This window comes from Morganella morganii, from assembly GCF_019242955.1.
Taxonomy (GTDB): Bacteria; Pseudomonadota; Gammaproteobacteria; order Enterobacterales; family Enterobacteriaceae; genus Morganella; species Morganella sibonii.
The window spans coordinates 352,694-376,723 of the sequence record NZ_CP066129.1 but is presented as its reverse complement, the minus strand read 5'-3'; the positions used below and the strand labels follow the sequence as shown (position 1 = coordinate 376,723).

At 48.5% G+C, this 24,030-nt stretch carries 21 protein-coding genes and 1 pseudogene; 7 read left to right on the top strand and 15 right to left on the bottom strand.

Features of this window, described 5'->3' with window-relative positions; all coding sequences use genetic code 11:
• Positions 1 to 4 precede the first annotated feature (4 nt).
• Both alr and dnaB read right to left on the bottom strand, forming a co-directional pair.
• Complete coding sequence (alr, locus tag JC793_RS01675; protein WP_046892739.1) at positions 5 to 1,084, bottom strand: alanine racemase; 1,080 nt, start codon at positions 1,082 to 1,084, stop codon at positions 5 to 7.
• 79 nt (positions 1,085 to 1,163) lie between these two features.
• Positions 1,164 to 2,570, bottom strand: coding sequence for a replicative DNA helicase (gene dnaB, locus JC793_RS01670; RefSeq protein ID WP_046892738.1), 1,407 nt, complete (start codon positions 2,568 to 2,570; stop codon positions 1,164 to 1,166).
• 230 nt (positions 2,571 to 2,800) lie between these two features.
• On the opposite strand from dnaB, the gene JC793_RS01665 reads away from it, so the two are divergent.
• On the top strand, positions 2,801 to 3,784 hold the full coding sequence (locus JC793_RS01665; RefSeq protein WP_046892737.1) for an NADPH:quinone reductase: 984 nt from the start codon (positions 2,801 to 2,803) through the stop codon (positions 3,782 to 3,784).
• Positions 3,785 to 4,276: 492 nt separating this feature from the next.
• Positions 4,277 to 4,756, top strand: a pseudogene (locus tag JC793_RS01660) (Hcp family type VI secretion system effector).
• A 237-nt stretch (positions 4,757 to 4,993) separates the two neighbouring features.
• Here JC793_RS01660 and JC793_RS01655 read toward each other — a convergent pair.
• From JC793_RS01655 to JC793_RS01640, 4 genes are all read right to left on the bottom strand, one after another.
• Positions 4,994 to 5,326 carry a hypothetical protein gene (locus JC793_RS01655; protein ID WP_218427287.1) on the bottom strand — a complete coding sequence of 111 codons (333 nt, stop codon included), beginning with the start codon at positions 5,324 to 5,326 and terminating at the stop codon, positions 4,994 to 4,996.
• A gap of 35 nt (positions 5,327 to 5,361) precedes the next feature.
• Positions 5,362 to 5,667 (bottom strand): hypothetical protein, encoded by a 306-nt coding sequence (locus JC793_RS01650; protein WP_218427285.1) that lies wholly within the window; start codon positions 5,665 to 5,667, stop codon positions 5,362 to 5,364.
• A 461-nt stretch (positions 5,668 to 6,128) separates the two neighbouring features.
• Positions 6,129 to 7,175: a tRNA dihydrouridine(20/20a) synthase DusA gene (gene dusA, locus JC793_RS01645; RefSeq protein WP_218427283.1), complete on the bottom strand. Its 1,047-nt coding sequence runs from the start codon at positions 7,173 to 7,175 to the stop codon at positions 6,129 to 6,131.
• 86 nt (positions 7,176 to 7,261) lie between these two features.
• Entirely contained in the window at positions 7,262 to 8,443 is a 1,182-nt protein-coding gene (locus tag JC793_RS01640) for a multidrug effflux MFS transporter (protein ID WP_218428320.1), read from the bottom strand.
• Between the two features lie 728 nt (positions 8,444 to 9,171).
• Between JC793_RS01640 and JC793_RS01635 the strand changes: the two genes are divergently transcribed.
• Both JC793_RS01635 and JC793_RS01630 read left to right on the top strand, forming a co-directional pair.
• Complete coding sequence (locus tag JC793_RS01635; protein WP_107680339.1) at positions 9,172 to 9,414, top strand: helix-turn-helix domain-containing protein; 243 nt, start codon at positions 9,172 to 9,174, stop codon at positions 9,412 to 9,414.
• Positions 9,415 to 9,469: 55 nt separating this feature from the next.
• Positions 9,470 to 9,820 (top strand): helix-turn-helix domain-containing protein, encoded by a 351-nt coding sequence (locus tag JC793_RS01630; protein WP_247717299.1) that lies wholly within the window; start codon positions 9,470 to 9,472, stop codon positions 9,818 to 9,820.
• Positions 9,821 to 9,862: 42 nt separating this feature from the next.
• On the opposite strand, the gene JC793_RS01625 is transcribed toward JC793_RS01630, so the two are convergent.
• Positions 9,863 to 10,333 carry a YbaK/EbsC family protein gene (locus JC793_RS01625; RefSeq protein WP_218427279.1) on the bottom strand — a complete coding sequence of 157 codons (471 nt, stop codon included), beginning with the start codon at positions 10,331 to 10,333 and terminating at the stop codon, positions 9,863 to 9,865.
• 176 nt (positions 10,334 to 10,509) lie between these two features.
• Here JC793_RS01625 and zur point away from each other — a divergent pair, with 176 nt between their 5' ends.
• Positions 10,510 to 11,028, top strand: a complete 519-nt coding sequence (gene zur, locus JC793_RS01620) for a zinc uptake transcriptional repressor Zur (RefSeq protein ID WP_218427277.1) — start codon at positions 10,510 to 10,512, stop codon at positions 11,026 to 11,028.
• Positions 11,029 to 11,107: 79 nt separating this feature from the next.
• On the opposite strand, the gene lexA is transcribed toward zur, so the two are convergent.
• Positions 11,108 to 11,722: a transcriptional repressor LexA gene (lexA, locus tag JC793_RS01615; RefSeq protein ID WP_025155151.1), complete on the bottom strand. Its 615-nt coding sequence runs from the start codon at positions 11,720 to 11,722 to the stop codon at positions 11,108 to 11,110.
• Positions 11,723 to 11,839: 117 nt separating this feature from the next.
• Positions 11,840 to 12,211, bottom strand: a complete 372-nt coding sequence (locus tag JC793_RS01610; RefSeq protein WP_218427275.1) for a diacylglycerol kinase — start codon at positions 12,209 to 12,211, stop codon at positions 11,840 to 11,842.
• Positions 12,212 to 12,349: 138 nt separating this feature from the next.
• Between JC793_RS01610 and plsB the strand changes: the two genes are divergently transcribed.
• Positions 12,350 to 14,824, top strand: coding sequence for a glycerol-3-phosphate 1-O-acyltransferase PlsB (gene plsB, locus JC793_RS01605; RefSeq protein WP_218427273.1), 2,475 nt, complete (start codon positions 12,350 to 12,352; stop codon positions 14,822 to 14,824).
• 175 nt (positions 14,825 to 14,999) lie between these two features.
• Here the strand turns inward: plsB and JC793_RS01600 are convergent, their stop codons facing one another.
• The 5 genes from JC793_RS01600 to pgi form a co-directional block, all read right to left on the bottom strand.
• Positions 15,000 to 15,254: a colicin E3-like toxin immunity protein gene (locus JC793_RS01600; protein WP_046892728.1), complete on the bottom strand. Its 255-nt coding sequence runs from the start codon at positions 15,252 to 15,254 to the stop codon at positions 15,000 to 15,002.
• Between the two features lie 14 nt (positions 15,255 to 15,268).
• The gene (locus tag JC793_RS01595; protein ID WP_218427271.1) at positions 15,269 to 17,167 is read right to left on the bottom strand and encodes a colicin E3/pyocin S6 family cytotoxin; all 1,899 of its coding nucleotides are present in this window, start codon (positions 17,165 to 17,167) and stop codon (positions 15,269 to 15,271) included.
• A gap of 401 nt (positions 17,168 to 17,568) precedes the next feature.
• Complete coding sequence (gene ubiA / locus JC793_RS01590) at positions 17,569 to 18,423, bottom strand: 4-hydroxybenzoate octaprenyltransferase (protein ID WP_218428318.1); 855 nt, start codon at positions 18,421 to 18,423, stop codon at positions 17,569 to 17,571.
• A gap of 37 nt (positions 18,424 to 18,460) precedes the next feature.
• Positions 18,461 to 18,961 (bottom strand): chorismate lyase, encoded by a 501-nt coding sequence (gene ubiC / locus JC793_RS01585; RefSeq protein ID WP_046892727.1) that lies wholly within the window; start codon positions 18,959 to 18,961, stop codon positions 18,461 to 18,463.
• 158 nt (positions 18,962 to 19,119) lie between these two features.
• Complete coding sequence (pgi, locus tag JC793_RS01580) at positions 19,120 to 20,772, bottom strand: glucose-6-phosphate isomerase (protein WP_218427270.1); 1,653 nt, start codon at positions 20,770 to 20,772, stop codon at positions 19,120 to 19,122.
• Positions 20,773 to 21,053: 281 nt separating this feature from the next.
• Here pgi and lysC point away from each other — a divergent pair, with 281 nt between their 5' ends.
• Complete coding sequence (lysC, locus tag JC793_RS01575; protein ID WP_218427268.1) at positions 21,054 to 22,421, top strand: lysine-sensitive aspartokinase 3; 1,368 nt, start codon at positions 21,054 to 21,056, stop codon at positions 22,419 to 22,421.
• Positions 22,422 to 22,869: 448 nt separating this feature from the next.
• Here lysC and JC793_RS01570 read toward each other — a convergent pair whose 3' ends face one another.
• The gene (locus tag JC793_RS01570) at positions 22,870 to 23,454 is read right to left on the bottom strand and encodes a hypothetical protein (protein ID WP_054423567.1); all 585 of its coding nucleotides are present in this window, start codon (positions 23,452 to 23,454) and stop codon (positions 22,870 to 22,872) included.
• Positions 23,455 to 24,030 lie beyond the last annotated feature (576 nt).

Genomic DNA, 24,030 nt, shown 5'->3' with positions numbered 1-24,030 from the left:
CATTTTATTCGTCCAGATATTCCATCGCCACGCGGGAGGTCAGTTTGGTGATCAGTTCATAGGCGCTGATACCGCTGGCTTCTGCAATTTGCTCCACCGGCAGTGAATCGCCCCATAAAATGACTTCATCACCCGCTTTATCACTGCAATCCGGCCCCAGGTCGATAGTTATCATGTCCATGGAAACACGCCCGGCAATGGGAACACGGCGTCCGTTAATCACCACCGGTGTGCCCGATGGCGCACTGCGCGGATAGCCGTCACCGTAACCGACCGCGATCACACCCAGACAGGTATCGCGATCACTGACCCATGTACCGCCGTAACCGACTGCTTCCCCGGCTTTGTGTTTGCGCACCGCAATCAGACGGGATTTGAGGGTCATCACCGGTTTCAGGCCGTAATCACCGGCTTCGGTGCCGCTTTTCGGCGACACACCGTACAGAATGATCCCCGGACGTACCCAGTCGAGGTGCGCCTGAGGCCAGTAAAGAATACCGCCGGAAGCGGAAATCGATTTCTCCCCCGGTTTACCGGCAGCAAATGCCATAAAGCGGGCGATCTGCGCTTCTGTCGGCTGTGCGTCATCTTCATCGGCACGGCTGAAATGGCTGATGATATTCACCGGCTGCTGCACATTTTTGCAGTTGCACAGCCGCTGATAAAACGCTTCCGCTTCTTCCGGACGCACGCCGAGACGGTGCATACCGGTATCAATTTTCATCCAGACTTTGACCGGATCAGATAACTCCGCCTGCTCCAGCGCCATTAACTGCTCTTCAAAATGAACCGCGACTTCCAGACGACTGGCAACAATGACCGGTAAATCGGTCGCATCAAAAAAACCTTCCAGCAGGATGATCGGTTTGACAATACCCCCGGCGCGCAGCGCGTGCGCTTCACTCAGACGCGCCACCGCAAACGCATCCGCCTCATTGAGTTCACGGGCGATTTCGACTAATCCGTGGCCGTAGGCGTTTGCTTTGACCACCGCAACATGACGGCTGTCCGGCGCAAGCGCCCGGATCTGCTGCCAGTTGTGGCGAAGCGCACCACGGTCAATGACGGCTGTTGCCGCTTTCATAGGGGTTCCTTGGTTATGGGTTGTTGATGTCTGGTTTGTTATCAGGGTTATTATGCCGCCTGCGTTATATTCAGGCGGTTTATTCATCGTCATAACTCGGCCCTGCATAGTTATCAAAACGCGACCACTGGCCGTTGAAGGTCAGACGGACGGTTCCGATAGGGCCGTTACGCTGTTTACCGATGATGATTTCTGCCACGCCTTTCAGATCACTGCTTTCGTGATACACCTCATCACGATAAATAAACATAATAAGGTCGGCATCCTGCTCGATAGATCCGGATTCACGCAGGTCGGAGTTTACCGGGCGTTTATCAGCACGCTGTTCCAGACTACGGTTTAGCTGGGACAGTGCGACAACCGGTACCTGTAACTCTTTGGCCAGCGCCTTGAGTGAGCGGGAAATCTCGGCGATTTCCAGGGTACGGTTATCGGAGAGGGACGGTACACGCATTAATTGCAGGTAGTCGATCATAATCAGACTTAAACCGCCGTGTTCGCGGAAAATCCGTCGTGCACGGGAGCGGACTTCAGTCGGCGTCAGGCCGGACGAGTCATCAATATACATATTGCGCTTTTCCAGCAGAATGCCCATGGTGCTGGAGATGCGCGCCCAATCCTCATCATCGAGCTGACCGGTACGGATACGGGTCTGGTCAACACGGGAAAGGGAGGCCAGCATACGCATCATGATCTGGTTGCCGGGCATCTCGAGGCTGAAAATCAGAACCGGTTTTTCTTCGGTCATGGCGGCGTTTTCGCACAGGTTCATGGCGAATGTCGTTTTCCCCATGGACGGACGCGCCGCAACAATAATTAAATCAGAAGGTTGCAGACCAGCTGTTTTTTTATCCAGATCCTGATAACCGGACGATACCCCGGTCACACCGTCATGCGGCTGGGCATACAGCTTTTCGATCTTCTCGACGGTTTCTTCGAGGATGGCTTCGATCCCTTTTGGCCCTTCATCTTTATTGGCACGGTTTTCGGCGATCTGGAACACGCGGGATTCCGCCAGATCGAGCAGATCTTCACTGGAACGCCCCTGCGGATCATAACCGGCATCGGCGATCTCATTGGCGACAGAAATCATGTCGCGGATCACCGCACGTTCGCGGACGATATCAGCATAAGCATTAATATTCGCCGCACTTGGCGTGTTTTTCGAGAGTTCTGCCAGGTAGGCAAACCCGCCGACGTTTTCCAGCTCTCCGCCGGTTTCCAGTGCTTCGGACAGGGTGATCAGGTCAATCGGCCGTCCCTGCTCCAGCAGGCGCTGCATCTGGCCGAAAATCGTCCGGTGCGGACGGCTGAAAAAGTCCTCGCCGGTCACGCGCTCAGAGACATTATCCCAACGCTCGTTATCCAGCATCAGTCCGCCGAGAACAGATTGTTCGGCTTCCAGGGAATGCGGCGGTAATTTCAGCCCTTCCATCTGATGGTCACGGGGTTTATCGGTCTTGGTGTCCTTGGGATATTTGGCCATGAAACTCTCTTACTTATCAGTGCGTCGCCGGGGAGAATACCTGCGTCCCTGAACGGGACAGAGCGGGTAGTATAGCCCTCCTTTGCCGCTGATTGCACGAAGCTTGAGTAATTTTCAGTGACATGCAATTATGCCAAATACAATAAATCACATGATTAACTGTCCCGCTTACTGTTTCTGCGCTGTTCGCAGGTAAGTGGTCACTCTTTTTTCCGAATGAGGTTCCCTCCATGGCTAAACGTATTGAATTTGATGCACCCGGCGGCACCGATGTGCTGGTTTATCGTGACTTTACGCCGGCAGACCCGGCGCCGGGTGAAGTTCAGGTGGAAAACAAAGCAATCGGCGTGAACTATATTGATACCTATTTCCGCAGCGGCCTGTACCCTGCACCGGTATCCCCTTCCGGTGTCGGCTCTGAAGCAGCGGGTGTGGTGGTAAAAATTGGTGCTGATGTAAAACACATTAAAGTCGGCGACCGCGTGGTTTACGGACAGTCACCGCTGGGGGCGTACAGCCAAATCCATAATGTGCCGGAAGAAAAACTCGCTATTCTGCCGGACGGTATCAGTTTTGAAACTGCCGCCGCCTGCTTTATGAAAGGTCTGACCGCGTTTTACCTGCTGCGCAAGACGTATGAAGTAAAAGCCGGGGAAATTTTCCTGTTCCATGCTGCCGCAGGCGGTGTCGGGCAAATCGCCTGCCAGTGGGCCAAAGCGCTGGGCGCGAAAATGATCGGTACTGTCGGTTCAGATGAAAAGGCGCAAAAAGCCAAAGCCGCCGGTGCCTGGGAAACCATCAACTACAATAAAGAAGATATTGCTGAGCGGGTGCTGGCACTCACTGACGGTGAAAAAGTCGGTGTGGTGTATGACTCCGTCGGTAAAGACACCTGGCTGCCGTCGCTGGACTGCCTGAAACGCCGCGGTCTGATGGTCAGTTACGGCAACGCCTCCGGCCCGGTGACCGGTGTCGATCTGGGGATCTTAAATAAGAAAGGCTCACTGTATGTAACCCGCCCTTCCGTCTTCGGTTATATCACCAATCGTGAAGAGCTTAACGAAGCCAGCAAAGCAATTTTTGATCTGATCCTGAGCGGTCAACTGACTATTTCTATCCCTGCGGATCAGGTTTATCCGCTGAAAGATGCCGCCCTGGCACACAAGCGCCTGGAAAGCCGCGCAACAACCGGCTCCAGCATTCTGATTCCGTAATCGACGCAGAATGTAAAATGCCCGCCGGTTCTGAGAAACGGCGGGCATTTTTATCACTGATTTATTATTCCGCTGTATTTTTCCGCGTGACAAATTCCAGCGCCGCTTCAATCACGCGCAGGTCTGACCCGGCTTTATATATCCGCCGGTTGCTACGTAATTGCTGGCTTTCAATATTTTTTTTGTTAGTACTTTTAGTGCATTTTTTATTTATCATCACACTATAAAAGAACCCTCATCATGATTGAAAAATAAATAATTATGATAAATGACAATCATATAATTTAAATATATTAACCAGAATAAAACCCCCATATCACATTCTTATCTCATTCTATTTTAAAGGATTTATTTAAAAAAATTAACATATAACCAAGCAGTCAAAATATTTATTTAATTTATGATATTAGAACTATCCGATATAAAAATAATCCTATCTGATGATAAAGTAAGCTAGCTATTTAGCTATCATCAGAAAGGAAATGAATATTTATGGCAAACTTAATTTATCTTACAATGGAAGGTAATAAACAAGGACTTATCTCCAGGGGCTGTTCCTCATTAGATTCTATCGGAAATAAAAGCCAGGCAGGGAAAGAAGATAAAATTTTCATTCTGTAATTTAAAAATTCAATAACACGACATCAAAATATTAATCATTTACCCGTAGACTTTATAAAACAGATAGATAAATCATCGCCACTCATACTAAGTGCAATATCTAATAACGAAATATTAAAATTACAATTTGATTTTTACAGAACCTCTCAGGAAGGACGACAGGATAAATATTATTCAATACTAATCCAGGGAGCACAGATAATTAATTTTTCAACGCGATACCCTCACAGCCTGACTCACAATATGAGCCAGCCTGAAGAATTAATATCTGTTAATTACAGAGATATTACCTGTACTCATCATATGGCCGGCACATCCGGTTATAGTATAAGGGAAAATAATATTTTTTGATTATAAAAGAGTAGTCGTATTTTAATGCGACTACTTTATGACATATCTCATGGTAAAACAAACATACTAAGTAAAAACATAATAATGATAATGACAGCACTTCCTCCTGCCGCTATCGCTAATGTTGGTGAAAAAAGGAAACACAGGTAACATAGCACAGCTGTAATAGCCACATGAATAAGATCACTAAACTGCTTATATATAAATATAAAAACATTTTTTATAGAACGCAAAAATTTATTGTCCATTACTTAACAATCCATCCAGGTTATCAATAATTAACTTATCCATATCAGCTGTATCATTACCATAGTAATATAAATCAATTAAGCCCCCCATATGAGGCTCAATAAAAAAATAGGTCAAATCAAGATTATCTGGTTTTAGCTTTAAGTATAATCGTGGGTATTTAACTTTTAACCTGTCAGATGCCATGATCATTTGTTCAAAAAGACCATATGTAGTTAACGCAGATAACTGCCAGGTAATAAATCTTTTCACCACAACATTCTTTGTTATATCTTTAATTATTTTCTGTGCTATTACATATGCAATGACATATACAACCATTTTTTTAATTAATTGTTTTTGTATTAGTGGATTAGCTATTTTTTTGTTGTTTCTGCATACTGTTCTATTTTTTTCTTTCGTTCCTCTGATGAGGAATTGATTAAATCATTAATAATTACTTCAACAGCATTGATAATGGCATCAGGATTCCTGACAATCTCCCAAATCAAATTTATAACCCGCTCATCTTCTTCCTTTGTTTTCTTGCCAAACTCTTCATATGTAGCGTCTCGTATTTCATCATACATATCTCCGAGATCTTCACGGTGTAAAAACATATAAGAAGTTCTGTGGATAGTCCTTTTACCACCCAAATACGCTGTATAGCCGATATCTTCCATATCACTTACAATAGAATCAAGTATATCTACATATTTTTCTGCTCATCCGGTGTCATAACTCACCTTCATAGTATAAAATCGATTCGTAGTATTTATCTTAAATTAGCGATGAAATCAAATGTATAAGCGTATTTTAAGACTTAACCTTAGTATAAAATAATTTATTTGTGTAACTTACTATTCAGTAAAAGATAAAAAAAGAAATATGACTCAACTTCAATATTTCCTTTTTTGCACCACACCTGATGCTGTTATTTCTACTCCTCCGATACGCATTCCATGACAGTCGTGCACTGCGTAGTATAGTGAAGTCAGCATAGTTTTCGGTGACAGGGAATGCAATAGTAACCAGCATCAGTACAGCGCAACAACCGGCTCCGGTATTCTGATTCCGTAATCGACGCAAAATGTAAAATGCCCGCCGTTTCTGAGAAACGGCGGGCATTTTTATCACTGATTTATTATTCTGCTGTATTTTTCCGCGTGACAAATTCCAGCGCCGCTTCAATTACACGCAGGTCTGATCCGGCTTTATGGGCATTTTCACTCAGATGACGCCGCCACTGACGCGCGCCCGGAATCCCCTGGAAAATCCCCAGCATATGACGGGTGATGTGGCCGAGATACGTTCCTTTCGCCAGTTCCGCTTCAATATACGGATACATGGCTTCCACCGCCGCGACGGTATCTGTCACCGGCAGCGCCGCATCAAACAGGGCATTATCCACCAGTGCCAGGATTGACGGGTTCTGATATGCCTCACGCCCGACCATCACGCCATCCATATACTGCAGATGGGTTTTCGCCTCTTCCAATGTTTTGATGCCACCGTTAAGTGCCATAATCAGGTGAGGGAAATCTTTTTTCAATTGATATACACGCGGATAATCCAGCGGCGGAATCTCACGGTTCTCTTTCGGGCTCAGACCGGAGAGCCAGGCTTTACGGGCATGGATGACAAACATCTCACAACCGCCGCGCTCCGCCACGGTACCGACAAAATCACACAAAAATTCATAACTGTCCTGATCATCAATCCCGATCCGGGTTTTGACGGTAACAGGAATATCAGTCACATTCCGCATTGCGGCGACACAATCCGCCACCAGTGACGCATTGCCCATCAGACAGGCACCGAACATCCCGTTCTGTACGCGGTCAGAAGGACAGCCGACATTCAGATTGATTTCATCATAGCCCCGTTCCTGCGCGATCTTCGCACACTTCGCCAGTGCCGCCGGGTCACTGCCGCCGAGCTGCAATGCAACCGGGTGCTCCGCCTCGTTATACGCCAGATAATCCCCTTTCCCGAACAGAATCGCCCCGGTTGTCACCATTTCGGTATACAGCAACGCATGGCGGCTGAGCTTGCGGTGAAAATAACGGCAATGACGATCAGTCCAGTCCAGCATCGGTGCAACGGAGAAACGGTTAAGGTTCTTATAGCCGCTCACATCGCGTAATTGCCGGGTTTCAGTGGTTTTTTCTGTTGGCGTATTTTGGTGCATGGCGTATCCGGGATCTCAGTACATCAGTCAGAAAGAAAAACGAAGGCGGAGTATATCACAGAGGTATGATATCTCCGCTTTCTGCATCACGCCTGCCGCTGCTCGTTTTTACTCACCCGGTACGCATTCCATGCCAGCAGGGCACCGCACAGCATAGTAACGGCAAGCGCTGTTTTTGGTGGCAGCGGAGATGCGATAACAGCCAGCGTCAGCACCGCACCACCCGCCATCTGCATAAAACCGACCAGTGAAGAGGCGACACCGGCATTATCAGAATAAGGTTCCAGGGCATAACTGGTAGCCGGACCCATAATAAATGCCAGTCCTGCACAGGCAGCGGCCACAGGCAGCATATAAATCAGCCAGTGACTCTGTATTTGTGCGGAGAACAGCACCGGACTCAGTGCCAGAGCGGCACACCCCAGAGCCATCAGAACGCCGCCGGATACCAGACAAACCGGACGCCCGGCTTTACGTATCACCCGGTTGGCGATCATACTGATCCCCATGATCCAGAAGCCGTTAGCGCCGAACACAACCGAAAACTGCAACGGACTGAGAGCCGCATCCCCCATCAGCACTGCCGGCGCAAGCGAGACATAGGTTAATACCATTCCCATCGTCCCGGCATTCACCAGTGAAAATATTAAAAACCGCTTATTAAATAATACGGAAGCAAGGCTCTTCAGCGGATTCGCTTTATGCTGCAAACTGCCTTCGGGCCGGGTTTCCGGTAAATATTTTGCCGTCATAATCAGCAGAATAAAGGCATACAGAGCCAGAAAACCAAAAGGAACCCGCCAGCCGTAATACTCCGCCATAATACCGCCCAGCAGTGGCGCCAGCGCCGGTACAATATTCAGGGTGCCGTTTAAAAAGCCAAATGCACGCGCTGCTTCATTGCCGTTAAAGCAGTCCCGGACACAGGTAAATGCCACCACCGAGGTACAGCAGACCCCCGCTCCCTGGATTAACCGGGAAGCAATAAACATCGCCGGGGTAACGGCAAATGCCGCGGTCAGGGAACCGGCGATATACAATACCATCCCCGCCATCGCCATCGGTCTGCGGCCGAATTTATCCGCCAGATAACCGGAAATCAACTGACCCGCACCTAATATAAGGATAAACAACGAGATAGTTGACTGAATCAATGACTCACTGCTGCCCAGTCCTTTTGCAATAGCCGGAATAGCCGGTAAATAAAGATCAATACCCAATGGTCCTAATAACACAATAACTAACAACAAAAACAATAAATTCCGCATATCGTTGAACTTCACTCATCACCTTCCGACAGCAAAAAATACACGTTATTGTTGTTTTTTACAACTACCATCAATAACTAACCCCGTGAATTAAAAGAAAAATAATGCTGTATATTTCGTTATACAATGAAATTATAATCAACTGTCATTTTATTATTAAATAAGGCGGTCAGTAACCTGGACATTACTTATTTTATAAGTAAATATAAAATTACACATTAATACAATTACTGACAAGCATTACCAGCCTGATTTATGTATTTTACAGAAATATTCAGATATTTTAGCCGTTCTGTTTTCTCATAATACCATCCGGGAATTTAACAAACTATCACCTGCAATGTTGTAAGACCGCAATCACACTTACGTCCTGTCTGCCATTCCGCCAAAGTATGAAAAGGCAGTTAATCTAACCATTTTCAACTCAAAACCAGCATCAATATCTTTATATTAGGTATAATCCCGACTAAATATCAGAATATTCCCCTTACTCATCATTCATGTAAGATGTTAAAAACCGGGTATTCTTTATAACAATATGAAATAGCTGAGGTTATCATGCTTCCATATCGTATTTTCGTTCTTATTGTTTCGTGTTTGTTGATTTTTTGTATCTATTACATATTAAAAGGGTATCGATTATACTTTTTAAAGAAACCATTTGAGGAAACAAATACGTCAAGTTAAATTTCAATATTATTAATGACAACCATTTATCTTCATAATTTATGACAATATATGATAAATATGAGTTGGCAATGTTTATTGGCGGCAGAATAAAATGTCAGAGACTAAAAAACTGTCTGACAGGTAAAGAGCTTTCAATAAAAATTAATATCTCACAACAGCAATTATCCCGCTATGAAACGGGAGCGAGCTTAATTCCTCTGGATAAATTATTAATGCTCGCGGACATACTGAATATTAATGTTAATTATTTTTTTGATGAAATTGGTTGTGATGAAGAATAAATTTTAATTTGACAAACATTAATATGTTATTGTTTAACCAGACTGACAGATGATAATGAGTAATAAAACAGATAGTAACCTGAACACCAGCATTAACGAAATGTACAAGATCATCGGCGGGCAAATCCGGAAAATACGCAGGATCACCGGTGTCACATCGACAGAACTGGGTAACCTGATTGGTGTATCACAACAGCAAATCTCCCGCTATGAAATCGGCAGTACTAAAATTTCGCTGGAAATCATACTGAGGATCTCTCAGGCCCTGGGCGTTTCCCCTTATTACTTTATAGAAGACAGCCTGCTTTTCTTTACCCGCCACCATCTGCCTGATGAGAACGGGCATACCGGCAGTACCGATGCCGGTGTGAATACAGAACCGGATTTCCGTCCGCCTGAACACTGACATGATGCAGCGCCGCTGAGGTGGCGCTGCAGCCGGCCGGGTTTATACCGGCAGCGTCGTGACATCCAGCCACTGCGCGTTTGTCAGCTCCGCCAGCCGTTCAGGTGTCAGCCGGACAGCAGAATTAGCCGAACCCGCAGCCGGTAATACCGTGTCATACTCACGAAGTGAATGATCCGCATAAACCGTCAGTGGTACAGATAACCCGAACGGACAGACGCCGCCGACCGGATGACCGGTAAAGAGCATCACCTCTTCCGCATTCAGCATTTTGGCTTTACAGCCGAATTGTGTTTTGAATTTTTTATTATCCAGCCGGGCATCTCCCGCCATCACAATCAGGATGGCGTTGTCATCCGTCAGCTTAAAAGACAGTGTTTTACAGATCTGGCCGGGGCGGACACCGTGAACTTCCGCAGCCTGGGTGACCGTCGCGGTCGGCTGTGCAGTTTCAATAATCGTGACATCCGGGGCATGCGTGCCGAACCAGGCACGAACCGTTTCGATACTCATTCAGGACTCCGTTTTATTCTCATGTGCTTTTTATGTGTTTGCACCAACAATTCACCATAATTTGCCCTGAATTGGCACCCCTTTTTTGACAAAATAGCGCGGACAACAGTTATTCTGCCGGAATTCATGTTAGAGTGGGCTGTTCATATATTTATTGATTAGCGGAAGGTGATGTCATGCAACCTGTTGATATTCAGACTGTATTAAAAAAAGCAGAGGCGCTGTGTCTGTCACGCAGTGTACGCATGACTTCTCAGCGGAAATCCATTCTGCAGCTGATTGCCGGTCAGCCCGGTGCTATCAGCGCTTATGAACTGCTGGATCTGCTGCGCGAAACAGAACCACAGGCAAAACCGCCGACAATCTACCGCGGTCTGGAGTTTCTGCTGGAGCAGGGGTTTATTCATAAAATTGAGTCCACTAACAGCTTTGTGATGTGCCCGCATTTTGATAAACCCAGCCATACTTCCGTACTGTTTATCTGCGATCGCTGTAATAGTGTGACAGAGCGGGATGGTGAGGCGATTGATTCACAAATCAATCAGCTGGCGGATGCCGCACAGTTTCATATCCGCCACAGTGTGATTGAGGCACACGGGTACTGCCGTCCTTGTTATGATATCGAATCCTGTACCCGCAGAGATAAATGTCTGCATGACCATGAACATGATGAGCCGCGCAAACGCGGGCGCTGAAAAACAAAAACCACAGTGACCGTCTCCGGCATACTGTGGCTTTTAAGCGGATACCGTTTTCAGGCGGATATCCCGGAAATCAGTGCCAGTCGTTATTACGGATCACACCCACTGCCAGACCTTCGACAGTAAAGTTTTGTTCCCGTAAATCCACCACGATCGGGCTGAATTCCTCGTTTTCGGCGTGCAGCTCAATCTTGCTGCCCACTTTCTTAAACCGTTTGACCGTGACTTCATCTTCAATACGGGCAACCACCACCTGGCCGTTATGTACGTCCTGGGTTTTATGCACCGCAAGTAAGTCACCGTCCATAATACCGATATCTTTCATTGACATACCATTTACCCGCAGCAGAAAATCTGCGCTGGGTTTAAACAGCATCGGGTCAACCCGGTAATGACTTTCGATATGTTCCTGCGCTAATAAAGGCTCACCCGCAGCCACACGGCCGATTAATGGTAAACCTTCATCCTCTTCTTCTTCCAGAAGCAGACGGATGCCCCGGGATGCCCCGGAAACAATCTCAATGACGCCTTTGCGCGCCAGGGCTTTCAGATGCTCTTCCGCCGCATTCGGAGAACGAAAACCCAGGCGTGCCGCAATTTCTGCACGCGTCGGTGGCATGCCCGTCTGCGAAATATGGTCACGAACAAGGTCATAGACCTGTTGCTGCCGTGCCGTCAGTGCTTTCATTTCGCCCCCTGTTTGTTTATACAGTCAGACTGTGAGTATATACAGGTATTCCGGGATTGGAAACCACAACATGAGGAAAATACGTGTTACGCCGCAGGTTTCACAAAAAATCGTCTGTCAGAGACGGGAGAACCAGCTGATAAACAGCATAATCCAGATAAACAGCCCCAGTAATGTGGCAATCAGTACCGCCGCGGAGCCCATATCTTTCGCGCGCCCGGACAGTTCGTGATATTCCGTGCCGATACGGTCAACCACCGCCTCAATCGCACTGTTGATGAGTTCAATGATCACCACCAGCACCACCGAACCGATCAGCAGCACCCGCTCAACCGCGGTAAAAGGGAAAGCAAACGCAATAATGACGGCCGGGATCAGCGTCAGTAACTCCTGGCGGATAGCGGCCTCATTTTTCCATGCTGCTGTGAGTCCCTTTTTTGAATAACCTGCCGCTTTAATTAATCGTGTAAATCCGGTATTTTTCTTCATTTCCGTCACTGTTAATAATCTGATTATCTGACTGACTGCCGCCGTTTTTCCGTGATTTTATTGCTGACGCAACACAGATCTGGCTTCGCCTTTCTGGTATGCTGAAGACGAATTGTCAACAAGAGGCTTCATACATTTATGTCACTTTGGCGTAAAATATACTATAACGTATTGAATTTACCATTAAAACTATTGGTAAAAAGCAAGCCGATCCCGACGGATCCGGTCAGTGAACTGGGGCTGGATACACAGCGTCCGACACTCTATGTTCTTCCTTATCACTCTAAGGCGGATCTGCTGACACTGCGCCGCCAGTGTCTCGCACAGGGAATGCCTGACCCGCTGGAAGATAATGTCATCGGTAATACCACATTACCGGGCTATGTCTTTATTGATGACGGCCCGCGGGTGTTCAGTTATTACGCCCTGAATCCGCGTAAAGATTCCGTCAATATTTTCCACGCCTACCTGGATTTGCACCGTAATAATCCGTCACTGGATATTCAGATGCTGCCGGTGTCCGTGATGTTCGGACGCTCACCGGGCCGCGAAGGGCACCACGGTGTACCGCATTTACGTCTGTTAAACGGGATCCAGAAATTTTTCGCCGTACTCTGGCTGGGACGTGACAGTTTTGTCCGGTTCTCACAGCCGGTGTCCATGGGCGCAATGGCCTCTGAACACGGTACTGATACTATTATCGCCAATAAACTGGCCCGTGTCGCGCGTATTCACTTCTCCCGCCAGCGCATGGCCGCTATCGGTCCGAAACTGCCGGTACGCCAGGAATTGTTCAGTAAACTGCTGAAATCCAAGGCGATTGAAAAAGCAGTTGAAGATGAGGCGAAAGCCAAAAAAATCACCATTGAAAAGGCACGTCAGAATGCCGTTTCAATGATGAACGAAGTGGCTGCTAACTTTACTTATGATGCCCTGCGTGTGGCCGACCGTGTCCTCAGCTGGACCTGGAACCGCCTGTATCAGGGGCTGAATGTCCATAATGCCGAGCGGGTACGCCAGCTGGCACAGGACGGCCACGAGATAGTGTATGTGCCCTGTCACCGCAGCCACATGGACTACCTGCTGCTCTCCTATGTGCTCTATCATCAGGGGCTGGTACCGCCGCACATTGCGGCCGGGATTAACCTCAATTTCTGGCCGGCGGGACCGATTTTCCGCCGCCTCGGCGCATTCTTTATCCGCCGCAGTTTCAAAGGCAACAAGCTGTACTCCACTGTTTTCCGTGAGTACCTGAGTGAGCTGTTCTCACGCGGTTATTCCATTGAATACTTTGTCGAGGGTGGCCGTTCCCGTACCGGCCGTCTGCTGGAACCGAAAACCGGCACACTGTCGATGACACTTCAGGCTATGCTGCGCGGTGACTCGCGGCCTATCACCCTGGTGCCGGTGTATATCGGCTATGAGCATGTGATGGAAGTGGGTACTTACGCCAAAGAACTGCGCGGTGCCACCAAGCAGAAAGAAGGGTTTATGCAGATGGTGCGCGGCCTGCGCAAACTGCGCAACCTCGGTCAGGGTTATGTGAACTTCGGACAACCTATTCCGCTGTCACAATACCTGACAAAACAGGTACCGGAATGGCGTGAGGCAATCGATCCAATCGAACCGCAACGTCCGTCCTGGCTGACGCCGACCGCGACATCACTGGCTGATAACATTATGGTGAGCATCAATAATGCTGCTGCCGCCAATGCTATCAACCTGTGCACCACCGCACTGCTGGCATCCCGGCAGCGCTCTCTGACCCGTGAACAGCTGATCGAGCAGCTCGACTGCTATCTCAGCCTCCTGCGCAATGTACCGTACTCACCGGACAGCACCACCCCGGCGAAAAGTGCGGAAGAGCTGCTGGAACACGCATTACAGATGAATAAGTTCGAGGTCGAGAAAGACAGCCTCGGTGACATCATCATTCTGCCGCGTGAAAATGCGGTTCTGATGACGTATTACCGGAATAACATTCTGCATATGCTGGTACTGCCATCCCTGGTGACCAGTTTCCTGATCCACCACCGCCGTATCAGTACAGAAACGCTGCGTGCGCATATCGGGATGATCTACCCGCTGCTGAAAGCCGAGCTGTTTATGCGTTACAGTCAGGAAGAACTGCCGGCGATCCTCGATACCATCATTGATGAGCTGTGCGGTCAGAAACTGATCTGCCGCCGTGATGATAATATGCTGGTGATCAACCCGGCCCGCATCCGTCCGTTACAATTGCTGGCGGCCGGAGTCCGTGAAACATTACAGCGTTATGCGATCACCCTGTCGCTGCTGAATGCCACTCCGGAAATCAGCCGTTCCGCACTGGAAAAAGAGAGCCGGATGCTGGCGCAGCGTCTGTCCGTTCTGCACGGTATCAACGCACCGGAATTCTTCGATAAAGCGGTATTTGCCACCCTGGTAAGCACACTGCGCGAAGAGGGCTATATCAATGACAATGATGATGTAATTGAAGCCAACGCCGGTGAATTCTATAACGTACTGGCAGAGCTGATGTCTCCGGAAGTCCGTCTGACTATCGAAAGTGTCAGTCTGGAGCCGGAAGAATCTGTACCGGCGGAAAGCGATGACAGTAATCCGGCTGACTGACAGCGGTAAGTGCTGAGTACAAAAAAAAGGAGACTGGATAACCAGTCTCCTTTTTTATTGCCGGTCCGCAGACTGAGCCCGGCGGAAACCACGCTGATATTATCGGTCTGCCATCTCCGTCGCTCATCCGTAAGCAACAGGGATTCGCCTTCATTTCATCCCTGACAGAAATGAGTTACCACTTATCACGGTAATCAAATGACACCTGATAATCGTATTTACTCAGGTCAATTTTATTAGTCAGATGCTTCTGAAGGCAGGGAACCCACGCAGAAATAACATCAAAACTACCTGCATTGATGATATTTTCATTTGGATTAACCGTTTGATGAATAATGGTATCGTCATCACCAAGATCTTCCGAATATTCATCATTAATAAAATCTTCTGTTTTTTTATCAAACCACTTTACATATACCTTTAATCCCATGATTGATTATCTCCTTATAAATATTTTTTGATATTACGTTTCGGATCTGCCGGTTTCAGCTGATTACCGGTTTTCGGGTCAAATGCACCAAGATGCTGCCCATCACTGGCCCGATAACCCTCGATTTCGCCATGCTGATAGTCCCACTCATAAATTTTACGGCCTTTATCTCCTAACCATCGTTTACGTGTACCCGCACCACCTTGTTTCGGCGTTTTATCTTTACCTGGCTTCAATTCTCCCAGCCCTTTAATTTCTTCGGTTTTTGGAGCCGGGTGGTAACTATGCCCCTGATCCTTAACGCCCTGTCGTTTTTTATCCTGCTCAGCCTTAACCTTATCCTCGGCGGCTTTTTTCTTGTCTTCCGCCTTTTTACGACTTTCCATCGCATCCGACAAGGCTTTTTCCAGCTGACCTATTTCGGTGGAAAGCTGATTGCTCACCGCGTTGAATTCACGTTCTTTTTCGCTGAATCTCATTCCACTTCTTGCAAAAGGACCGGCTCGCTTATATTTATCCAGAAATGCCTGAAACTCAGCCTGCGTAATCTTCAGTACCCGGCGTTTATTCGCTAACTGTTTTTCCTTTTCAGTTGCCACGGCTCCGGCAACTTCCAGCTCTTTCTCTGCCACCGCCAGGAATTTTCTTGCCTCTTCCGGGATTTGAATCTGATTCAGCGCCTGCTCCAGTGCTTTCATCTCAGCCAATGTTTTTTCATTCAGCGCCTTATTCCCCGTCGCATCTTCAAGTTCTTTCTGCAAACTGCTGACTTCAGCGGTAATCTGATCGATCTCCGCCTTAAGCGGGCCTTTCTTTTCACTGTATTTTTGTCCGCTATTCTCAAAAGGACTGGCCCGGTTATATTTATCCAAAAGCGCCTGTTTACTTTTCAGTACCTGCCGCTTTTCTGCCAGCAACTTCTCCTTCTCAGCGATCAGTGTGTTGATCTCTGCCAGAAACCGGCTCACACCGGCCGGATTATCAGCCACCCACGCATCCCTCGCTTTCTCAGCCTGCTTTGTGGCCTCTTCAGGTGTCACCTGTTTCGTAACCGAAATATAAAGTGGTGCATGGTCACTGCCGAAATCAATCACCGCATGATGGGAAATATTGTCTTTTTCTTCCGGGACGGACAGATAGTGTTTCGATACAGGCAGTGAACCCGTTTGAGCCGCAGCGGGTTTTACCTGTTTTGAATTATCAACGGTGATACGCAACGGCTTCATACCCGGAATCACCTGAGCGGTATACACATCCGGTTTGTCGGTTTTCTGTGCTCTGACAACCGGGATCGGTGTGGATTTTACCGGGGTAAGAACCACCGGCCGGGTTTTTGCCAGATCATCAATCACTGCCTGCGCTATTATGCCGGCCGGAATGCTCGTATGTTCAGGAATATCCTCAACCGGAACACGGGTCATCTGCTCCGCCGGTAATGTGACTAAGACGTGAGGATTATCAATATCAAAATCTTTAACGTGAATGTAAACCTTAGGGTCAGGCGCTATCTGGCTGGGATAAAACAGCCCCAAAAGACCGAATACACGTCCGCTGATAACCGTTACATTGGCAAGAAGTGCCATCAGCGCTTCTTTTTGTAACTGACTGAGAGCAAACAGCGTGACTCCCAGCCCCAGGCTCAGCGTATCCCCGCCGGCATACACCGTTACCGGTGTTCCCGGAGTATCAATGTAATTCAGTGTTTTCTGATCGTTATTACGGGAGGATGAGGAACCACTGCTGCTTCCCCCGTCACCACGGCTCCAGCCATGCTCCCCTTTATTGCTGCCGTTATCTGTATGGTGACCAATGTCACCACGGTTATCCGAGGTAGTTGACCAGCCGTTACCGTGGTCGGTGGTATGACCGCCCAGGCTACTGCCGTCATAACCGCCGCTGTTATTTTTACCCATCGTAAAATCCTTTTTTGCTTAAAAATCCGGCCCGAAAAACTGCTTATGTACATCAGTGAAATTACTGCAAATCTCACAGTACAGAATGTTAAAAGTCTTTCGGTGAAAATACTTTTCTATTTAAGATTAATAGATTAACAAAAAAGATAAGATGTCTGAGCAGGCAGGACAGATCGGGGCAACAGGTTTGGAGAACTGGCAGGGAGAACAGGAAAACGGCAGGGGGTCCGGATACACACCAAACCCCTTCAGTGACACAAATCTATCCTGAACGTTTATAACGATTTCTGTCACGTTCGGTGCCGCTTTTAATATTCCTTATTTCTTTCGGTTTTTATCGTCAAACCGATGCAATTCCTTAATTATTGACTGATTTTTCTTTATTACATGCTTATCCGGATTTACAGATAACTGACCAGCATGCCGAGAAACAGAATAAATCCGACATAGTTATTATTCATAAAGGCCTGGAAACACGGGTCACGCTCACGATCAGCCATCAGGCGCTGCTGATAGACAAATAGCGCACCGGCCAGCAGCAGCGACCAGTAAAAGATCCCGGACAGATTCGCCATCATGCCGGTCCATAACAGCATCAGAATCATCACCAGCTGCAATACGCCGATAATAATTTTATCAAAGCGCCCGAACAGGATAGCCGTGGATTTTACGCCGATTTTCAGGTCATCGTTGCGATCCACCATCGCGTACTGCGTATCATAAATCACAGACCAGATAATATTGACCGCAAACAGTAACCAGCACACTGCGGGCAGTGATTCACTGACGGCCGCAAACGCCATCGGAATCGACCAGCCGAATGCCGCACCGAGCACCACCTGCGGCAGATGACTGACCCGCTTAACGAACGGATAGATCCAGGCCAGCGCCAGTCCGGCAACGGACAGCCAGATGGTCATCGTATTGAGTGTCAGCACCAGCCCGAATGACACCAGTACCAGTACGGCAAACAGAATTTTCGCTTCTTTTTCTGTAACATCACCACGCGGCAGCGGCCTGTTTTTCGTCCGCTCCACCGAGCCGTCAAATTTGCGGTCCGCGAAATCATTAATCACACATCCGGCGGCGCGCATGCTGAACACACCAATGGTAAAGATAATCAGAATGTGCCAGTCCGGGACACCTCTGGCCGCTATCCATAACGCCCAGTAGGTCGGCCAGAGCAGTAACAGTGAGCCAATCGGGCGGTCTGTCCGCATCAGACGGCTGTATGCCTGCCACTTGCTGCGTACCATGCTTCGTTCCACGTTATTCTTCTCCGAGATATTCATTTTATGCGGGGTATGCCGGAGAGGCCGGCAGAAAAACTTCAGTCAGCAGCAGCGGTTTACCGGCCAGGCACAACCGCGAACAGCGGGCCCAGTCAGTGCCTGACAGCCCGAAGCGGATATAGTCCCGCGTCAGGCAGCCGCTGGTAAAGAGATAGCGCCCGAGCGGCACATTTCCCATTTTCAGTAACTGCTGCTCTTCCCCTGTCAGCGTCTCCTCCGGCACCACTGTCCGGCCGGTCAGCCAGGGAACCCCGTCACCATATAACACCACCTCCCGTAACCAGTAGCGCGCACTGCCGGGCAGATGCATCCGCTCTTCTTCAGTCAGCGCTTCACGGGAGATATATTTTTCACAAGACGGTTTGACCGTCACTTCATTGCAGTGCTGTTCAAAGCGCCGCGTCATCGACCCTAATTCTGATAACCAGTCCAGCACCCCGGCAGGGATCGTTTCCGCATTATCAAACCAGCGGATGGGGGGTGTTATCACTGTTTGTGTCATGAATGTATCCGGTTATCAGGGGCATGATATGTATTCTGATACACTTTAACAAAACCCGGCGGGAAATGAGCGCGTTACTGACATTTTTTTGCTAAAAATAAAGCCGCTCTGCGCAATGCAGAGCGGCTTTGTTTATAAAACGCGCGGTTAAAGAAAAATCAGCGCTGACGCCAGTTTTTAAACCGGTTAATCAGACCATTGGTGGAGCTGTCATGACTATCAACCGGTGTTTCATCCGCCAGTTCCGGCAGGATGCGGTTTGCAAGCTGTTTACCCAGCTCCACACCCCACTGGTCAAAGGTATAGATATTCATGATCACGCCCTGCACAAAAATCTTATGCTCATACATCGCGATCAGTGCCCCGAGGCTGAACGGGGTAATCGATTTCAGCAGGATGGAGTTTGTCGGGCGGTTACCTTCAAAGACTTTGAACGGTGCGACATAATCCATATCTGCCGGATTTTTACCCTGTGCGGCAAATTCCGCATCCACCTGTTCGCGGGTTTTGCCGAAGGCCAGCGCTTCTGTCTGCGCAAAGAAATTCGACAGCAGCTTGCTGTGATGATCCCCCAGCGGATTATGACTCTGCGCCGGTGCGATAAAATCACACGGAATCAGTTTGGTGCCCTGATGGATCAGCTGATAAAACGCGTGCTGTCCGTTGGTGCCCGGCTCACCCCAGATAACCGGCCCGGTCTGATGAGAAGCCACCTTGCCATTACGATCCACATATTTCCCGTTGGACTCCATATTGCCCTGCTGGAAATAGGCCGCAAAGCGGTGCATATACTGATCGTAAGGCAGAATCGCCTCTGTTTCCGCGCCGAAGAAATTGTTGTACCACAGACCGATCAGCGCCAGCAGCACCGGGATATTCTGTGAGAATTCTGTTTCGGTAAAGTGTTTGTCCATGGCATATGCGCCATCGAGCAGTGCGCTGAAATTGTCATAACCGACAGAGAGCACGATAGACAAGCCAATGGCAGACCACAGGGAATAACGTCCGCCGACCCAGTCCCAGAACTCAAACATATTTGCGGTATCAATACCAAACTCAGCTACCGCATCCGCATTCGTGGACAGCGCCGCAAAGTGTTTCGCCACCTGTGCCGGGTCTTCAGCGGCTGCCAGGAACCAGTCACGTGCGGAGTGAGCATTGGTCATGGTTTCCTGGGTGGTAAAGGTTTTGGATGCGATGAGGAACAGCGTGGTTTCCGGGTTCAGGTCTTTCAGCGTTTCGGCAATATGTGTGCCGTCAACATTGGAGACAAAATGCATTTCCAGATGATTTTTATACGGGCGCAGTGCTTCTGTCACCATATAAGGGCCGAGGTCAGAGCCGCCGATACCGATATTCACCACATCAGTAATCGCTTTGCCGGTATAACCTTTCCACTCCCCGCTGATAATCCGCTCACTGAACACGCGCATTTTTTCCAGCACCGCACGAACCTCAGGCATCACATCCTGCCCGTCAGTCATCACCGGCGTGTTATCACGGTGACGCAGCGCCGTGTGCAGAACCGCACGGTTTTCTGTCCGGTTGATTTTCTCACCGGAAAACATACTGCGGACAGCCCCACGCACATCACACTCATCAGCCAGTGCCAGCAGCTTATCAAGCGTTTCCTGTGTGATACGGTTTTTGGAATAATCCACCAGCATATCTTCGCCGAATGTGGCAGAAAAACGGCTGAACCGGTCGTTATCCTGCGCAAATAAGTCACGGAGATGCACAGTCTTCATTGTGTTGTAATGCTGTTCCAGCGCCTTCCAGGCCGCAGTATCAGTGGGGTTAATATTTTTCATTGCAGCTCTCTTTTCATTGAAAACCAAAACTGAATCGTGTCAACAAAGTGTACTCTGTCCTGACGATAAAGACGTTATGCATCTGTCATTCCGTGATGTTGCTCAAAAAACAGAAACAAAACCAGAGCAGAAACGGAATATTGCAAAAAACGATAATTTGCCTGTCATTATGAAAGATATTGATTATCCGTTAATCAATATTGACTCATTCCGGCAATCCCTATAATTCTATCAGTGTAACACAGCTCACATTTTTCACTTTACGGGATAAGGAATTCATTATGGCGTCAGCATCTTCCGCGCCTGCTCAGCAGGTCATTGCAAAATTCGGTGGTACCAGTGTGGCAAATTATGACGCCATGCGGAAAAGTGCCGGGGTCGTTCTGCAGACCCCCGGTGTGGCACTGGTGGTGTTGTCCGCCTCAGCCGGGATCACCAATGCATTAATCGAATTAGCTCAGGGATGCCCGCGCGCGCAGCGTGAAAAATGTCTGAAACAGATACGCGATACGCAATATGAAATCCTGTCTCACCTGCCGGAAAACGCAGCAGTACAGAATGAGATTGACCGCCTGCTGGGTAATATCACCACATTGTCCGATGCAGCCGCCCTGGCAACATCCAGCGCGCTGGTGGACGAAATAGTCAGTCATGGTGAAATTATGTCGACGCTGCTGTTTACCGAAGTGCTGCGGGAACAGGGCGCACCGGCGCAATGGTTTGATGTCCGTGAGGTCATGCAGACAGATGACAGTTTCGGCCGGGCAGAGCCGGATACCGGGGTGCTGCACACGCGCTGTGATCAGCTGCTTGCCCCGCGTCTGTCACAGGGCACGGTGATCACACAGGGATTTATCGGCCGTGAAGCAACCGGGCGTACCACCACACTCGGACGCGGCGGCAGTGATTACACGGCAGCACTGCTGGCAGAGGCTCTCGGTTGCCAGCGTGTGGATATCTGGACAGATGTGCCGGGGATCTACACAACAGACCCGCGCATTGTGCCGGACGCTTATCCGATTGACCATATTACCTTTGATGAAGCGGCGGAAATGGCGAACTTCGGGGCGAAAATCCTGCATCCGGCCACGCTGCTGCCTGCCGTGCGCAGCGGTATCCCGGTATTTGTCGGCTCCAGCAAAGAGAGCGGTGCGGGCGGCACCCTGGTGTGTGACAATGATCCGAACCCGCCGCTGTTCCGTGCCCTGACATTACGCCGCCATCAGACTCTGCTGACACTGCACAGCCTGAAAATGCTGCATGCCCGCGGCTTTCTGGCGGAGATTTTTACTATCCTCTCCCGCCATAATATTTCCGTGGATGTCATTACCACATCAGAAGTCAGCATTGCCCTGACGCTGGATACCGTCGGTTCCACGCACACCAACGGTACATTGCTCAGTGATGAACTGACCGCGGAGTTATCAGCCCTGTGCCGCATAGAAGTTGAGCAGGATCTGGCACTGGTCGCCGTTATCGGTAATGAGCTCACCCGTGCACACGGGCTGGGTAAAACGATTTTCAGCGCCCTTGAGCCGTTTAACATTCGCATGATCAGTTATGGTGCAAGCGGACACAACATGTGTCTGCTGGTTCCGGGTAATGATGCCGAAAACATCATCCGTGCGCTCCACCGCGATCTGTTCTGAGTGCTTTCCATTGCGGATAAAAAAAACGCCTGACGCGGTCAGCGTCAGGCGATCAAATCACACGAAACGGGGATCAACATGAAACACAAGGACGGGTACTTACATACCGTATACTGTCCGCTGTATAACAATATTGAGCGCTCCTGCATATAAAGAAGAGTAAGACGATCATGGGAGGAAACATAAATAACAATGAATTATTTATCAGTATTACCTCTGCCCCTCATAAAAAATTATACGGTGTATCCCGGGTTTTAACATTAATAAAATTAATGCTGCCACAAAAACAATATAAATATTTTTAATCAATAGTGCCGGGAATTAATTATGCTGATTACGATCATTCGTTATGTATTATTACTTCCCGGTGAATTAATTTTATTTGCTGATGACACAAAGTAACATCATCTGTCTGACAGGTTACTTTGCCTGAAATATGGTCAGACCATCAGCAAACCTGATATCCGCCATGTTTTGCCGCGAATAAATTAAATTCCCGCCAGCCTCTCAGCGCATACTCCAGTGTTTTGTGACTGATCTTACACAGTGATGCGATGTTATTGACCACCAGGTTATTATCTTCCAGCATGTGATCTGTCAGAACACCGGCAATAATAAGACATTCTTCCGGCATGATCCGCCAGGCATCCTGTGTGGCAAATTTGTGGACAGGCACATACCCCTCTTTCGGGCTGCGCCGGCTCAGTAATGCCAGCTCATCCGCTCTCGCCTGTTTAAATGCGGCGATTTCATCCGGTGACGGTACCGGTTCCGGCAATTGCTGCTGATATAAGAAGTGATAAACTTCTGATGCCCGGGCGGGAGTCAGTTCGCTTTTCAGCCAGATACGGTTAAAACAGTCATCATCAGGTATGTTGTCTGTATCCAGCACATCAGTGATCTGCATGATATTCAGTGCAGCATTGAGGATGCTCTCGTCCAACTCATAATAATGAGGCTGATCTGCTTTCGGCAGCGAATACGCGGGCAGGCACCCGGCAGGTAAAGTATCCTGAATATAGAAACGGTACATTGTCTCATCACTCCCTTTTATGACTGAATCGGATATGCCCGGTCACGGCTGTTGACTGCCATAGTACGGGATAATTGCTTCTCTATAAATGGGGATGAAAAAAACAATGACAAGAGCGGGCTGTCACATCAGATGATAATTGAGAAGAGAGGGTAACAGGATCCCGGCCGGTTATCCTGTTTCGTTTCAGATTATGGTGTGGTGTCCGGTGAGATATTCACAGGAAGTATTCTTTCACAGGTCTTCGGAACTGTGATGACCTCAAACATGTCAAACGGTGAAAATTCTCCCGGCCGAAAACAAGAAAACGGAACGTCTCTTTTCTCAACTGCTGAGGGCCGGCACAGAGCCGGGCAGGCAGGTAACGGTTCTTTGCTGAAGCATGTTACGCCATCCGGTATTATAACTTTATTTCGCTTAATCATTTCTGTACATGGCAAATCAGCCTCCGCCCGGCAGTTACCGGCAAATGCACTGCATAATACAAAAGTAGCGGATATCACTAACGGTCTGAAAACGGGAAATGTCATATAGCCTCCCCTGCCAGGCCGTTAATAATGATAAATAACGAATTCA